Here is a 15,086-nt window from a genome sequence, read left to right on the forward strand (position 1 = left end):
TCTACTCCGATTCCGACTCAAGAAAGTCGAGGACTTCTTGAAAGATTGGTGGAGGTGGTTCTTCGAAATATAATTTTTCTTTCGTAATAGGGTGAGTGAAGCCAAGAATTTTTGCATGTAAAAAAGGATGCTCATAATCTTTGATAATGGCCCTAAGTCGGTTATCTACTCGTAAGAGATCATTCTTGGGCACACCATAAAGAGGGTCCATAAGAATAGGAGCATTGAGAAGCTGACTCAGGTGAACACGAATTTGATGTGTACGTCCTGTTTCAAGCTTAAGTTCAACATGGCTTAGATTTTGGTAATACTTTAGTACTTTATAATTCGTGATAGAGTTCTTGCCTGTGCGTACATTCACCGCCATTTTTAAACGATTATTTGGATGACGTCCGATAGTAGACTCTAATCTTCCTTCTGGAGCAAGCTTTGTGCTTACACTGATACATTCATAGTAGCGATCAATATCATGGGCCTGAAAGAGTTTTACAAGCTCTTCGTGACACTTCTGATTCTTTGCCACAACCATAACACCACTTGTTCCCTTATCAAGACGGTGAACAATCCCTGGACGCTTCTCATCGCCAACACCTTGAATGTCTTTACAGTGATGAAGGATTGCGTTGACAAGAGTTCCTGTGTAATTTCCTGGCGCAGGGTGAGTCACCATTCCAACAGGCTTTACGACAATAGCTAGATGCTCGTCTTCAAATAAAATCTTTAGTGGAATATTCTCTGCTTTTGCAGTGGACTCTCTTGGGGGAGGTATATCAACAAGAACTTCTGTACCTACAGCAGGCATTTTCTTTAGTTCAATTTTTACATTAGAAGTAATGGAGCCTTTTTTAAAAAGCTCCTTTAGGAAACTTCGTGATTGCTCAAGCTTACTAGCAAGGACTTGATCGAGTCGAGTAAACTCATCATGGTCTTCTTGGGTGATCTTAATAACAAACTTAGAATTTTGATCACTCATGACAATTTAATTGCCTTCCTTTAAAGCTTTAACTCTTTGAAGGTATGAGTTAGCTACTAGATCAGGGTTTAGCTTTAAGACTTTTGCATATTGGTAGACGAATCCTCTAACGTAAACGATAGCAGGCATCTTATCGACTTCTTCATTTTCAATATATTGTAAAAATGTTTTTGAAATCTTTGTCATATCAGACATGCGACTAACATCAACTTTTTTGTATTCGCGAACTTTCTTAAGGAATTCACCAGTGTACTCACTACATTGTTCAATTTCTTTTTCAAACTCCGCGTTCTGTTCATACTCTAGGCCGTAGCGTTTCTTGGCCACGAGACGATTCATCTGATTTGTCACTTTAATCGTATTTTCATCACTAGGCTTTGACGTTGGAATATAGTTTGTATCATCTTCAATAACAATTCCACGTGCTTGATTGTACTTTTTTCTCTTCGTTGGGTTGCTTAGAATATTATAAGCTTCCTCAATAAGCTCAAGTACTTTATGTGCCTCTTCTTCTGATAGGAGAGAGTAAATGGCAAGACTGTCACCACTATATGCAGTTCTTGCTGCTGTATATGCTTTTTGAATTTCATCGGCCGAAGCATTAGGTGCAACTTCTAAAACCTCATAATAGTTCTTCTCTTTACTCATTTATTCCTCATTAAATTAATTAAACAATTTTCTTCGTTAGATTTAAAATACGATTGATAACGTGCTCAAAATTCTTTACAAGTGCTGAATTTGGGAACTCTAGAATGAGAGGTCTCTTTTTCTTTACACTTTGCCAAACCGTTGCATCGTATTCAAGAAATCCAACGTAATCTAAGTTGATACCGAAGTACTTCTTAGAAATGATTCTCATAGCAAAACCAATATCAATATCGGCTTGCGTTCTTGCCTGATTGATAACTAGTTTTGGAGTAATGGCCTCGATTTCTCTCTTTAATTTTAGGCCTTGTGCCTCATTGATTTGCATGGCCTTTTCAATAATTTCAGATGGAGTGCGGTTTTCACCAACTTTTCCATTTAAAACTTTATCAATAAGTGGCCCTAGCTCTAAGAAGTCATCAACCGACTGAAGTTTGCGGTGGTAGATTGACTTGATAAAACGATAAGTATTCTCAATTGAGGTTGGCTCAGGAAGAGTTACTAAGATACCTTGATCAGCTCCTAAGAAGAAATCTAAAGTATTATTAGTTGTTCCCGCTCCGAGGTCGAGAAGAATATAATCGGCATCTAATTCACGAAGATCATTTAAAACTTTTGATTTATGAGCGGCCTTAAGATTGGCCATTCCTAAATTATCCTGTGCTCCACTAATTAAGCTTAAATTCTTAAGAGGAGTAGGAGTGATTAGATCTGAAAGTTTTGTATTTGGTTTAGTGAAGTAGTCACTTAAAGTTTTCGATGGAACACTTACCCCAAGGCATGTATGAAGGTTTGCACCTCCAAGGTCCATATCAATGGCAATTACCTTCATCCCCATTAGGGCAAGGCAAATCGATAAGTTTGACGTAACAAGACTTTTTCCTACGCCGCCTTTTCCGCCACCAATGGCCCAAATTTTCTTGCCATTGTTTGATGCACCTAGATATTGGCCAGCATCTGCTAAATGTGAATTTGTACTATTATTCAAAATACGTCCTTGTATTACTTGCTTAACTTTCCATCATTATAGCCAAAATTAAAAAGCCTCGAAAAGGTCTTTATTTTATTTTTCTAAAATTATATATTGTTGTAATGGAAAGTATTTATAGATTCCCAAGCAAGTTTGAACCACACTTATTAAGAAAGTTAGTTCATATTTTTGCAGGATTGGGAATTGCCTCAATTTATCTTCTGTCTAATCTTGATTCTCATAAGTTTTCAATTGTTGTTCTTGGAGCGAGTGCTTTATTTACACTAGTTGAAATTCTTCGTTTGAAATTTGATGGAATTAATCAAGTATTCATCAACTCTTGTCGTGGGGTTCTAAGGGATACTGAGATTAATGGCTTTACAGGTACGCCTTTCTTTCTTTTAGGTATTGGACTTTCTTTCTTTTTCTTTGATGAACAAATTGCACTTTTAGCAACAATCATTCTTTCACTAGCAGACCCTGCTTCTTCATTTGTGGGGATTCGTTATGGAAGAAGAAAAGTAATGCAAGATCGAACTTTTGAGGGATCGTATGCATGTTTTTTAACGACATTTTTAATTGTGGCAATTTATGGGCTTATGTATTTTCCACTAAGCTTGAAAATAATTATCTTTGCTTTCTTTACAGCTATTGCAACGGCCTTTATTGAATTACTGTCTACTCGAGTAGATGATAACTTCACGCTCTCATTCTTTAGTGCTTGTGCAATGGCCTTAGTTAATATTCTTGTGGCCCTTGTTTAATTGGCCTGCTTTAACTGAAGCTTTTCACTAACAAATTCTTCAAAGGCCTGTGCCACGATAGGGTCTTCATGAAAGATATGTTCATCTGTTATCAGAGAATTTAAAATTTTAATTTTATCATTGATATTATCTTGCTCTAAGAGAAGCTGTCGAATTTGACGGCTCTTGATAATAAAAGTGGCAACATAATTGATAATTTGATCGGGCTTATTAAGGGTTTCAATAAAGTAGTCGCGATCTTGATCATTTGGAATATTAATATCTAGCCAATTGTAGAGAATACTTTCAAGGCGATAAAATTCATCAATATTACTCATGACACATTCATCATCTTTTAAAATCGTTACATTATACATCGGGTAGGGGTTAGATTGCGTTGGGTAATTAACTTGGCACTTTCCTATACAACGTACCAACACCTTGAGTGTATTTCCATCCACTCTTTCAATCATAAGAGGTTGTCCAATACCAAAGACTTCACATGGGTATGCGAAGTAGGTTTCAAAATCTTTTTCCATGGCCAGAGATATCCCAACGGGATTTCCTGCACAAGTGGCCTCTTCAAAAATGTCTTGAAAAATATCATCGACAACATAAAGAGGAAGGGATGTTCCCGGGAAAAAAACAATATTGGGAAGAGTGATTACTGGAATTTCGATACGTTCAGGGAAGTTTAAAGTCATGCTTTATCATAGCTTTTATAGGCATTTGAAGCATATTAAACCTTATTAAAATAGGTAAATCTTCTTTGCTCATGCTGGAAAGTACGATAGCATAGCACTATGATTTTAAAGCAAATTCCACATTTAGTTACCACAGTATGGGGTGGCGAAAAGTTAAAGAAATATAAAGACCCTGAGGGTTCGTTTGATGGCCCATTAGGTGAAACATGGGAAGTTTCAACTTTAGAAAATGGACTTTCTCTTTGTGAAAATGGCCAAAGCCTCGAAGAAGTTCTCGAAGGCAAGATCCTTACTTATTTAATTAAATTTATCGATACGAGTAAGAACTTATCGATACAAGTTCACCCTGATAATGAATATGCTCATATCCACGAAGATGCTCTTGGAAAAGATGAGTGTTGGTATATTCTAGATGCTGAAGATGATGCTGGAATTTATCTTGGCCTAAAAGAAGGGGTCACGAAAGATCGATTACAAGAGGCCATTGAAAGTGGTGAGAATGTTAATGAGCTTTTGAATTTCATAAATGTTCAAAAGGGAGACTTCTTTAATATTCCGGCCGGTTCAATTCATGCTATTGGTGAGGGAGTTACACTTGTAGAAGTTCAGCAAAACTCAGGTGTGACTTATCGTGTTTGGGATTGGAATCGCATGGGTCTTGACGGAAAGCCTCGTGAGCTCCATGTAAAGAAGGCCATGGATGTCATTAACTTCAAGCCAAGCGCTAATGAGTTAGAGCATTTTCAATATAAGAACCTTGAAAAAAGTGGTTTGCTAACAAGTAATAACTACTTCAATGCAAGAGTAAAAGTACTTGGAGCAGGAGACGAAAGTGTCCTTTCTCTAAACGGAATTAGTTCGATTGTTGTTTTAGAAGGTACTTGTGAAATTGATGATACTGAAATTAAAGAGTATGAGTCGGCAGTGGTAAAGGATATTGAGTCCGCTATCTTGAAGGCAACAACGGACTCTAAGGTTTTAGTCGTTAAACAAGTTTAGATAATATTACAACTTAGTGGGTATGTTACTTCGTGCCCATTCTTAGTACGAATAGAGATATAAGTATTCATCTCATTTGAATTCGTCACATCATCAAAGTGAATTTGATATTTTTGGCCAGCAAGTTGGTAGTGCTTTGTTACTGAGTTTCCAACTTTGTGTGTGCGTCCAATTAGGGCCTGGGCAGGAGTACGACCTTCTACTTGAATCTGATTTCCCTTTAAATTGAATTCAATATTCTTGCGCATTGTAGAGCATTTAAAGTTAACAGAAGCCTGAGCTGATAGTGTGAATGCTAGTGAAAGTGCGATTAAGCTAAGTAGTTTCATATTCCCTCCAAGATTTAGACACTGTCTTAGGTGCAGGAATAATGCCAATTATTTAAATGTGATATCAGGGGTTTAGCTAGGATTAGAAGGTAAAATAATTTTGCAATTGTCTAATTTTTATTCAAAATCCTTGAGGTAGTACTCTGCTAGATCCTCATCTGAGACTTCTTCTTTTAAATCCTGCTTTCTAAGTTCGAGAGGAATACTACTTGAATCATCATCTGCTTTCTCATTGAACCCAAATGGGCAATGAAGGCAGCCGCTCTCACAGCAGTAACCACGACGTAGATGAAACTCTTTTGTGAAGACAGTATTACCATCTTCATTTATATAGAAATCTTTTTTTGAATCGTCGTGAGAGTTAGTCATAGGCTCTAAAATAAGTAAGGCCCCTAATTCAGGGGGCCTAAAGTGTGTGTGGTGTTTTGCAAAACGGTCACTCTTATATCTAATAAAATTTATTACATCAAGGAAATTTTCAAATACATTCACTATAATGCAACACGCATACAGATTGCGTATTGTAAGTAGCTAAAAATTAAAATACAATAAAATCTAGACTAAATTTATTAATGGTAACAAATGGAGCTGTCCTGTGACTAAACCTTGGCTTAAGCACTACCAAAATGGTGTTGCTGAAGAAATTAATCCTGAATTATATCCTTCAATTCCAGCATTATTAGATGAAAGCTTTGCAAAATTTGCTGATAAGCCATCTTTCCACTGTATGGGAAAGACTCTAACTTATAAAGAAATCGATCATCTTTCTAAGAAGTTTGCTTCTTATTTACAAAATGATCTTGGGCTTAAAAAAGGTGACCGTGTCGCAATCATGATGCCTAATATTCTTCAGTATCCAGTTGCTCTTTTTGGAATTCTTCGTGCTGGTATGGTTTGTGTAAACGTAAACCCACTTTATACAGCAAGAGAACTCGAGCATCAGTTAACTGATTCACAGTCTAAAGTAATTATTATTTTTGAAAACTCGGCTTCTGTTCTTGCTGAAGTTGTAAAGAACACACCAATTGAGCACGTTCTAGTAACTCAGATTGGTGATATGCTTAAGTTTCCAAAGTCACTACTAGTAAACTTTGTTATTAAGCACGTTAAGAAGATGGTACCAAATTGGGATCTTCCTGGAGCAAAATCTTTCCTTGAGGCCCTTGATAAAGGTGATGAGTCTAAATTTAAGAAACCTGAAATTAGTAGTTCTGATCTAGCATTCCTTCAGTACACTGGTGGAACGACTGGTGTTTCTAAAGGTGCAGAGCTTATTCACAGAAATATCGTGGCCAACTTACTACAAGCGGGTGAGTGGGTTTCTCCAGTTGTTAAAGAAGGTGAAGAGATTATTATCACTCCTCTTCCGCTGTATCATATCTTCTCACTAACAGCGAACTGCTTTACGTTCTCTAAAATTGGAGCGCTAAATGTTCTAATTACTAACCCAAGAGATATTCCTGGATTCATTAAAGAACTTAAAAAGTGGGACTTTACTGCCCTTACAGGTGTTAACACTCTCTTTAATGGACTTTTAAATAACGAAGATTTTAAAACTGTTGATTTCTCATCACTAAAACTAACTCTTGGTGGTGGGATGGCCGTTCAACGTGCCGTTGCTGAAAGATGGAAAGAAGTTACAAAAACACCATTAATTGAAGCATATGGTTTAACTGAAACATCTCCTGCCGCTTGTATCAATCCACTAGATCTTAAAGATTACAATGGAATGATCGGTCTTCCTGTTTCTTCAACAGATGTTTGTATTAAAGACGACGATGGAAATACATTAAATGCAGGTGAAGTTGGTGAGATCTGTATTAAAGGTCCACAGGTAATGAAAGGTTACTGGGGACGTCCTGAAGAAACTGCAAAAGTTATGACTGAAGATGGATTCTTCAAGTCTGGTGATATCGGTGTTATGGATGAAGATGGTTTCTTTAAAATCGTTGACCGTAAAAAAGATATGATCCTTGTTTCAGGGTTTAATGTTTATCCAAACGAAATCGAAGAGATTATTGTAACTCACCCTAAAGTTTTTGAATGTGCTGCTGTTGGTGTACCACATGAGAAGTCGGGTGAGATTGTAAAATTATTTGTTGTTAAAAATGATCAGTCTCTAACAGAAGAAGAATTGATGGCCTTCTGTAAAGAGAACCTAACAGGTTATAAGAGACCGAAGATTATCGAATTTAGAACAGAGCTTCCTAAGTCAAATGTTGGGAAGATTCTAAGAAAAGATCTAAGAGGCCAGTAACCTCATCATAATAAAAAGGGAGCTAGTAAGCTCCCTTTTTTTATTCTATAACTTTAAATTTTTTAATTGTTTAATTGTATCTTGATTATAAAGATTAATTCTCAACGTCGAATAAGCAGCGTCTTTCACAACTGCATCCACATAATCTTTCTTAGTCGCACCAGTTAGAGCATCTGTCATATCTTTCGGATGCTTAACTTTCTTAAAGGCCACTGGATTTAATCCAATAAGAAGATGAAGACGATTGATATCATCGTCAGTCATTGGTTTGTGAAATTTCTTTGTAAGCCCAACTTTTGACTTAAGCTTTAGAAATTCATAATTCGTATTATAGAAAAGGGTGAAGACAACTGGAAGGCATGCACTATCACAGCCTGTTGTTGTATCCACGTCACGGATAAAGCCAAGCTTCTTTCCATCTTTGTCATAAGCAATTTGAATCGTCGTATTGATTGGATTGTCACTAATCGTATCGACAACACTCACTTTCTTAAGCTTTGTGGCCCTAGGAAAGACCGATTGGTAGAAATTAATATTATTTGCAAAAGAAAAGGAGAATGATAAAAATAAAATAAAAACTATCTTAAACATAGGCATCCCCAATGAGATTTTTATTACTAGCGTTAATTCTACTTCATTCTATGACTTTTGCGCAAAAAGTGCAACGAGACGTGAAAGCAACGTCTGGACTTGATGATAAGCAATTTGTCATTGTGCCGGGCCCATCATATATGCCAAGTACTAAGCTTGGGCTTGATCTAATTGGAATGTATCTCTTTGATGCAAATGACGGAAAGTACAAGGACAGCTTAAGGCCAGTACCACCTTCAATAATTGGTGCATTTGGAAAGATTACAACAAATGGAACGGCCATGGGTGCTATTGGAACTAAGCTTCACTTAGGTGAAGATAAGTGGCGACTAACAGGTGGGTATCTTGAAGGAAATATTCTAAGTCAGATGTTTCAAGCTGACCTTGAACGCTTTCTTGATACTTCAAATAAAATTCGAGCTGTTGTCGTTAACGTTAATCGAAGAGTGTGGAAGGATTTATTTATTGGTGGAGGGATTATTTGGAATGAGGTTATTTTTAAGGCCGATATAAATCCTGCAAATTATGCGAGCAATACTGGATTAAAATTTAATCTTTTTTACGATAGTCGCGACAATACCTTTTCACCAACAAGTGGATTCTATTTAAATACGCGTACAAATTTCTATCGTGAGAATCTTGGTGGAGATGACAATATTACAACTCTTGAGGCGACGCTATCGCAGTATATTTCGCTTGCTGGAAATTCTAATCATCTCTTTTCTTGGCTCTTTGATTCAAGTTTCAATCTTGGTGATACGAACCCAAACTATAATTATAACTACGGCTCACGTGGCCCTCGCGGATACACTGGCAAAGTTTATGAGGGTGCGAATATGATCCGTTTTGAAGGTGAGTATAAGCATTATTTTGAATCCATTATGAATGGAAAATTTGGCGTTGCTGGTTTTGCGGGGGTAGGATTTGTCTTTGGGGGAGAATCACGAGTTGGAAATGAAATTCCATCAGATCTTTTTGAAGCAGACCCATTAGCTCATATTGGAACAGGAATTCGCTACAAGGTTCTTCCTAAGCAAAACCTTAATTCCCGTGTAGACATCGCCTACGGTCGAGAAAAAGAATTTACGATGTACTTTGCCTTGAATGAGGCCATTTGATCAAATCACATGAAGTAGACACTATGTTCACTTTTTAGACACCATGTAATACTGTAAGTGTATGAAATTATTGTTGTTTTGTACCTGTTAGTTGGCACTGTGATTGCACTATATAGGGCATGAAACTTAAAAAGCTAATCTCATTCATTATTATTTCTCTATGTTCATTCCAAATGGCGTTTGCTCAGACGATCGAAAATACAAGATCTGTGGCAAGTGTTTATGACCTGGCCGAAACTCTGGCAGAGCTAAAAGAGATTAAGAAGAATCTTCGTGGTAGCGTTTCAAGCGATCTATCTGAAGAAGAAATGGCGCAAATTGCACAAGGCTTTCAAGCTCAAAGCGCTCAAGAGTCACAAGGTGAAGCTGAGTTTCAAACTGAATTCATTACATTTCTTGATTCAATTAAGAAGAACTCATGTGGTGTAAAAGATTACCAAAAAGAGCAAAAACAAGTAGAAGCAAAGAAAGTTACAAGAGGAGATAATCTATTCTCAAGTATTGCTGCAGTTATTGCTGAAGTTGAAGTTGATGAAAAACTAAATCGTAAACAAAATAGAAAAATCGATACTTATTCGGCCCAAGCTCTAAAGTACTTTTCAAGAGCGAAGTCACTAAAGACTAAGATTGAAGATATTATCAATAATACAAATGAAGCTTATGCAGATAAAGAAGAGCTACTTCTTACTTACAATGATTCTATCGTTAAGGGCCTATATGACATTAAGGTAATTCTATCTCCATTTAGAAATATGTCGGCCATTAATATGAATGAGATTCTACCTAAGCTTACGACAGACTTCATTGAAGAGGATACAGAGCTATACAACTTTCTGATTCACGGTGAAATGAAGGATAAGATTTTCTTTACTGTAGATATTGATGGAAGTGATGTTGAGTTAAAGCTTAATACATTCCTAAACTCTAAAAGAGATGTTGTTACAATTAATGAATCACCAAGTGCAAAGAACTACTTACGTGCTCTTAGAATCCTTACGATTCAAATGATGGCAACTCAAATTAAAAATTATGACCTAATGATCGAGTCTAAAGAAGATAAGATCGTTATTCCAAAAAGTTGTCGTAGTGAAGTTAATGGTTCATGGCCACACCTTTTAGAACTTAAGGTTGATGAGTCTGTTGCAAAAACATACTTAGATAACCTTATTAAGAACTCAGGGCTTTCATATGATGAAGGTAATCTAGAGCTTATGAGTGTTAGGGAAGCTGAGGAGCTAAATCCTCTAGCTGAGACAATGGTTGCTTCTACTTCAGTTGAAAACTTCCTAAGAGCGGCAAAAGGTAAGGAAGGAACTAATTTTTACCAAAAATTTCTAAAGGCTGGCTTTGACGAAGTTAATGCATATAATAAATTTGTTGATATGAAGATGGGTGAAGTTGCTCAGGCGTATAAGAAAAATATCTATTCTTATGAGAGAGGATCAAGAACAAGAAAGTCTAAAGAGGTAACGACTAAGGATATCGCTCTTATTAATGATATCATTGCTGTTGTTCCAGAATCAAAAACAATTGAAGTTGATATTTATGAAGGTGATCAGAAGTATGTTGAAAATATTTATCCTTCAGCAATTAACGCTTCTCCATACCTTGCATCAAAAATGGCCCAGGCCAGAACTGAGAACTTAGAAGATATTATTAGTGACTCAATCAAAAATGAACTTAAGAATAATAGAGTTGTTATTGAATTTCCATCTTTATACTCTCAAGAAGCTTACCGTAACTGGGGACTTAATACTCTTTATCAGAAGGCACTAGAGCTTCAAGATGAAGAAGAGTTTAAAGTAGGTTCACGTCATAATAATATGCTATTCGGTTTTTGTTATAGAAACCCAGCTCAGCTTTGTAAGGGACTATCAAGAAAATCAAATGTTCTTAACAGAGTTGTAAGTTATATTGATTCTTTAAAGATTGATGGAAAAATTATTCCTGTTGCTCGTCTGGATCAAGCAAAGGTTAAGGAGAGTTATGTAACTCTTGCAAAGGTATTTGATTACCTAAGAACAGGACCAAAAGCTTTTCCTGAACTAGTAACAAATGAGTACGATTATTTATTAGATCAAATGCAGGCGCTAAACCCTCTAGCAAAAGTGAGACTAGGTTATCTTGTCGCTCGTGAGGAGCTTCAAAATATTAGAGATGGTCGAGTTAAGACATATAAGAAAACTTCTCGTGGAATGAGAGTTGATTATAGCTATAAGTGTTTTAATAACAACATGAATGCTTACCTTGAGAATCTTGAAGAAGCCGCAGAGATCCTTAAAGTGAACCGTAGTATCAGACCTAACTTTCTAACTAGTGAGTTAAAGAAAGATGAGTATAAGAGACTATGGAATACAATCTTTGATGAGTTTAACAAAGATACGACTCAAATTATGACAGCAGAGCTTAACTCAGGAAAGAAAGCGTTTGAACTAATCGATTCTTTATCGAATAAGGTAACTTTAGAGCGTCATCAAATTGAAGATGCTGCAAATGAAACAATTGAAGGGCGCCTACTGTATCAAACAACAGAAGATATTAGTGCTCGTCTACAAGAAGAAGATGTTGAAAAAATCGCTTTTTATAAAGAGATCTTAGCAGCTAAGTCACATACAGAAAGAGCGGAAATCTTTGATTCTCGTCCAGGTAGTATTGATATCTTTGATGACTATGAATTAGTGCATAACTTTTTAAAGCTAAATATGGATCTTAAGACTCCAGTATATAAAGAGATTTTAAAGAGATCAGCTCTTAAGCGTCAGCAAGATACTTATAAGAAGATGAATAAATTTTGCCAAATTGATGAAGACGATATTGATAGTCTTAAAGAGAACTTTTATGCAACAGTTAAAATTCAAGACCAGCTTAATCAGCTTCTTGGAATTCCTGCTGTTCCAAAAGAGTTAATGGACAGAATGGATGATTGGAATAGCGATGAAAAGTGGGCCATGTTTAATGGTGTATTTGGATTCCTACTTGGTATGGGAGCTGTTCTAGCTGCTGGTTCATGTACAATCGTTACTGGTGGACTATGTGGACTAGCTATCGCTGGTGCTGGTGCCGTCGGATTTGGTATGCAAGCAAATGCAATTCGCTTAGAAACAAAAGTAAAGTTTCGTGCTGATAGAAGTGAAGAATATGTAGGTGAAATGGCCGATCTTGGCTTCACTGATTCAAACTCTACTGAGAATGTTGCAAGAGGGTGGATGGCCGTGGCATTTGAAGTTATTGGAACAATCTCAATGATTTCAATCCTGACAAGAAGTGTTTCAGTTGGTTCAAAAATCTTCAAAGAATCACTGAAGGCCATTGTAAAGAATCGTTCACAACTAGGAATTAAAGAAGCATTAAAACAATCTGGAAAAGATGCTTCTGTTATCGTTAATGAATCAGAAGTTGAATTTGCAAAACTAGTTCTAGGACTTAAAAAATATAGTGATGTATTTAAGAAAATGCTTTCTTCTAAGTCGATGGATGATATCGCTGAGAATTTAAGAAACCTAGATTTAGATGAAGAATTCGTTGAGAAAACTCTTAAGAAAATGGATCGTATTGAAGCTAATTATACAGCTGGAAAGCTATCTCAGACGAGTTATAACAAAGCAATTAAGAATATTGTTGCAAGTGTTGAAGAAGCAATCACTCGCTCACATGGTGGAATCTATCGTTATACAAGTGATGTTGCTGTTAACTTAAATTATTCTCAAGTAGATGAGGCCCTTGGAAATACTGTTTCAAAACTTTTTAATGGTAGCCCACTAGAGCTAAGACACTATATGGGAAGCTATGTGAAGAGGCTTAATGCTTCTAAACTAAGCAACTCTTCAAAAGCTGCACGCTCAAAACTAAGAGTGAGAAAAGCAGACCAGGGTCAATATATGACTGGGACAAACTGGATTGTTCGTGCTTGGAATGAGAATACTGCAAACCTTGCTAAGAACCGTCGTCAGTTCCTTAAGATCTATGATGAACTACAAAGACTTCCTGAAGCAGAATTAGCTGATTATATTGCTAAGAATGCAGATGTATTAACTGAGATTTTTGTGAAGATTCCTCTAAGAAAGAGAGACTTCCCTTATATGCTAATTCAAGGTGCTCCTCACACTGGTGGGTTCTTTGGAAAAAGACTTCCTGTGATCTCAGCTGTTGGAGAAGGTGTATTAATGAGAAAGATCTTTACTGCACGTGCAAGACTGATCTCTGAAGTTGCTCGTCGCTCAGCTCGTGAGACTCTTGGAATGAAGAAAGTTCTTATGGCCGAGACTGTAGGTGATCTATACCGTGGACTTGAAGTATCTGTTCTTGAGGCACTTCCAAAGATGACTAAAAAAGAAGTTACTGAAGTTGAAACGATGATTGCGACAGTAAAAGAGAAGACAATTTCAGGTATTATTAGAAATTTAGAAAGTGATCGCGCTACTGTTAAGTTTATGAATAAGTACGGTGTAAGCTTTGATGGTCTTACTCCTGATCAAACATTTTCAGAGCTGAATAGAATTCTTTATTCTCCAAATGGAACTATTGAGAACACTTTATCTCGCTACCTATGGGCAAGTGCTGATGTTGAAGGACTATTTAAGGCACCTGAGTTTTCGGGACTAGCTTATAAAGTTATGAGAGATACAATTGAAAAAGAAAATATTGGAAGCTTACAACGCTACCTAAATGCTCTCAAAGTTCTACAAATTAAGGACAATGGAACACTTGGTAGCGTCGAAATTTTTTAGTCTATTTAGAAAAACACTTAGTATCTGGATCTCTTAAATATTCAAGCAGTGCCAGCTTCTTTTGACGAGTTGCTGGTGTTCTTGCTTCATCCGCTTCTCTTTGAAGAACATCAAAGAAAGCATCCATCGTACCTTTCTTCGTATCTTTCATCTCATCAGATGTCGCTTTTAAAAGACGAGTTAGTTCCGTCATTTCTGCATCACTAAATCCACTCGATAGGAAAGAGTAGAACTTGTGTCCGTTTGTATTGCTGAATAGATCAACCTTTCCACCACTAACTGAAACATCTCTAATGGCCGCGATTAAATCCTTTTGTACAGGTGAACCAACTTTCTCTGCTGTTAAAAAGTAAAGTAGTGCTTCTTCATCCGTTGCATTAAGCATTGGTGTACGACTTGACCATTTCTGAGACTTAACTGCAGAGTTGATCTGGCGTGATAACTTAACAGGTGAGCTATAACGAGACATCACCTTAAAGATTCTTTGTGAGTAATCATCTTTCATCTCTGATAGGACAAAGTTAAAACCAGCATCAGATAGATTCTTATTCACACACGGTGCACATGAAAGGATACCGCTCTTATTATAACCATAACGTTGTGACAGATAGACAAAGTTATTGATTGCGTTTTTAATTTCTTCAGGAGTGGCCGATTCTTTTGAAAAGACTTCTTCTACTCTCTGAAAGCGGGCCTTATCTTGAGATCCAGAAACCATCATCTTTAAAGTATTCATGCTAAAGTCTTCTTTCTTTCCAGTATGAGAAAGATCTTTCATTGCTAATTCAATATTGTTGGCAACAACAGACCTCACTTCTTGATCTGCGATCCCACTTTTGACTAATAGCTCATCTAGGCCGTGACCTGCCGACTTGAATACACTGAATACCGAACCAAATGATAATTGACTCGTAAGCATTAGGAATACTATTTTTGATGATAATTTCATTCAAACCCTCTTCTGATAATTTCTTAAGTTAAATATCGGCTAATTTTGATCAAATATTTAGTAAGGAGCTGTGTGTTATGG

13 protein-coding genes are annotated in these 15,086 nt (G+C 36.6%); 5 read left to right on the top strand and 8 right to left on the bottom strand.

Annotation, left to right across the window (positions count from 1 at the left end; all coding sequences use genetic code 11):
• Position 1 precedes the first annotated feature (1 nt).
• The 3 genes from ABMA79_RS06695 to ABMA79_RS06705 are packed head-to-tail and all read right to left on the bottom strand — an operon-like array spanning position 2 to position 2,606.
• The gene (locus ABMA79_RS06695; protein WP_392858587.1) at positions 2-973 is read right to left on the bottom strand and encodes an RluA family pseudouridine synthase; all 972 of its coding nucleotides are present in this window, start codon (positions 971-973) and stop codon (positions 2-4) included.
• A gap of 6 nt (positions 974-979) precedes the next feature.
• Positions 980-1,621 carry a helix-turn-helix domain-containing protein gene (locus ABMA79_RS06700; protein ID WP_393091190.1) on the bottom strand — a complete coding sequence of 214 codons (642 nt, stop codon included), beginning with the start codon at positions 1,619-1,621 and terminating at the stop codon, positions 980-982.
• A gap of 19 nt (positions 1,622-1,640) precedes the next feature.
• Positions 1,641-2,606: a P-loop NTPase gene (locus ABMA79_RS06705; RefSeq protein WP_021268144.1), complete on the bottom strand. Its 966-nt coding sequence runs from the start codon at positions 2,604-2,606 to the stop codon at positions 1,641-1,643.
• A 104-nt stretch (positions 2,607-2,710) separates the two neighbouring features.
• On the opposite strand from ABMA79_RS06705, the gene ABMA79_RS06710 reads away from it, so the two are divergent.
• Positions 2,711-3,352 carry a diacylglycerol/polyprenol kinase family protein gene (locus tag ABMA79_RS06710; RefSeq protein WP_393091193.1) on the top strand — a complete coding sequence of 214 codons (642 nt, stop codon included), beginning with the start codon at positions 2,711-2,713 and terminating at the stop codon, positions 3,350-3,352.
• Here ABMA79_RS06710 and ABMA79_RS06715 read toward each other — a convergent pair.
• Positions 3,349-4,035, bottom strand: a complete 687-nt coding sequence (locus ABMA79_RS06715) for an LON peptidase substrate-binding domain-containing protein (RefSeq protein ID WP_393091196.1) — start codon at positions 4,033-4,035, stop codon at positions 3,349-3,351. The genes ABMA79_RS06710 and ABMA79_RS06715 overlap by 4 nt on opposite strands.
• A gap of 99 nt (positions 4,036-4,134) precedes the next feature.
• On the opposite strand from ABMA79_RS06715, the gene ABMA79_RS06720 reads away from it, so the two are divergent.
• Positions 4,135-5,034 (top strand): class I mannose-6-phosphate isomerase, encoded by a 900-nt coding sequence (locus ABMA79_RS06720; protein WP_393091198.1) that lies wholly within the window; start codon positions 4,135-4,137, stop codon positions 5,032-5,034.
• Here the strand turns inward: ABMA79_RS06720 and ABMA79_RS06725 are convergent.
• Both ABMA79_RS06725 and ABMA79_RS06730 read right to left on the bottom strand, forming a co-directional pair.
• Positions 5,031-5,363 carry a hypothetical protein gene (locus ABMA79_RS06725; protein WP_392858596.1) on the bottom strand — a complete coding sequence of 111 codons (333 nt, stop codon included), beginning with the start codon at positions 5,361-5,363 and terminating at the stop codon, positions 5,031-5,033. The genes ABMA79_RS06720 and ABMA79_RS06725 overlap by 4 nt on opposite strands.
• A gap of 117 nt (positions 5,364-5,480) precedes the next feature.
• Entirely contained in the window at positions 5,481-5,732 is a 252-nt protein-coding gene (locus tag ABMA79_RS06730; RefSeq protein WP_392858597.1) for a DUF5522 domain-containing protein, read from the bottom strand.
• Positions 5,733-5,958: 226 nt separating this feature from the next.
• Between ABMA79_RS06730 and ABMA79_RS06735 the strand changes: the two genes are divergently transcribed.
• Complete coding sequence (locus ABMA79_RS06735) at positions 5,959-7,620, top strand: long-chain-fatty-acid--CoA ligase (protein ID WP_393091201.1); 1,662 nt, start codon at positions 5,959-5,961, stop codon at positions 7,618-7,620.
• A 45-nt stretch (positions 7,621-7,665) separates the two neighbouring features.
• Here ABMA79_RS06735 and ABMA79_RS06740 read toward each other — a convergent pair whose 3' ends face one another.
• Positions 7,666-8,211 carry a hypothetical protein gene (locus ABMA79_RS06740; RefSeq protein ID WP_393091204.1) on the bottom strand — a complete coding sequence of 182 codons (546 nt, stop codon included), beginning with the start codon at positions 8,209-8,211 and terminating at the stop codon, positions 7,666-7,668.
• 11 nt (positions 8,212-8,222) lie between these two features.
• Here ABMA79_RS06740 and ABMA79_RS06745 point away from each other — a divergent pair, with 11 nt between their 5' ends.
• On the top strand, positions 8,223-9,329 hold the full coding sequence (locus ABMA79_RS06745; RefSeq protein WP_393091207.1) for a BamA/TamA family outer membrane protein: 1,107 nt from the start codon (positions 8,223-8,225) through the stop codon (positions 9,327-9,329).
• Positions 9,330-9,448: 119 nt separating this feature from the next.
• Complete coding sequence (locus ABMA79_RS06750; protein ID WP_393091209.1) at positions 9,449-14,056, top strand: hypothetical protein; 4,608 nt, start codon at positions 9,449-9,451, stop codon at positions 14,054-14,056.
• A gap of 1 nt (position 14,057) precedes the next feature.
• On the opposite strand, the gene ABMA79_RS06755 is transcribed toward ABMA79_RS06750, so the two are convergent.
• Positions 14,058-15,005 (bottom strand): hypothetical protein, encoded by a 948-nt coding sequence (locus ABMA79_RS06755; protein ID WP_392858608.1) that lies wholly within the window; start codon positions 15,003-15,005, stop codon positions 14,058-14,060.
• Positions 15,006-15,086: the final 81 nt, after the last annotated feature.

The organism is Halobacteriovorax sp. HFRX-2_2 (assembly GCF_043196705.1).
Classification (GTDB): Bacteria; Bdellovibrionota; Bacteriovoracia; order Bacteriovoracales; family Bacteriovoracaceae; genus Halobacteriovorax_A.

Coding starts and splice junctions, on each gene's coding strand:
- ABMA79_RS06740 (WP_393091204.1), bottom strand. CDS start 8,211: ATGTTTAAGATAGTTTTTATTTTATTTTTATCATTCTCCTTTTCTTTT.
- ABMA79_RS06695 (WP_392858587.1), bottom strand. CDS start 973: ATGAGTGATCAAAATTCTAAGTTTGTTATTAAGATCACCCAAGAAGAC.
- ABMA79_RS06730 (WP_392858597.1), bottom strand. CDS start 5,732: ATGACTAACTCTCACGACGATTCAAAAAAAGATTTCTATATAAATGAA.
- ABMA79_RS06750 (WP_393091209.1), top strand. CDS start 9,449: ATGAAACTTAAAAAGCTAATCTCATTCATTATTATTTCTCTATGTTCA.
- ABMA79_RS06700 (WP_393091190.1), bottom strand. CDS start 1,621: ATGAGTAAAGAGAAGAACTATTATGAGGTTTTAGAAGTTGCACCTAAT.
- ABMA79_RS06715 (WP_393091196.1), bottom strand. CDS start 4,035: ATGACTTTAAACTTCCCTGAACGTATCGAAATTCCAGTAATCACTCTT.
- ABMA79_RS06755 (WP_392858608.1), bottom strand. CDS start 15,005: ATGAAATTATCATCAAAAATAGTATTCCTAATGCTTACGAGTCAATTA.
- ABMA79_RS06725 (WP_392858596.1), bottom strand. CDS start 5,363: ATGAAACTACTTAGCTTAATCGCACTTTCACTAGCATTCACACTATCA.
- ABMA79_RS06720 (WP_393091198.1), top strand. CDS start 4,135: ATGATTTTAAAGCAAATTCCACATTTAGTTACCACAGTATGGGGTGGC.
- ABMA79_RS06710 (WP_393091193.1), top strand. CDS start 2,711: ATGGAAAGTATTTATAGATTCCCAAGCAAGTTTGAACCACACTTATTA.
- ABMA79_RS06745 (WP_393091207.1), top strand. CDS start 8,223: ATGAGATTTTTATTACTAGCGTTAATTCTACTTCATTCTATGACTTTT.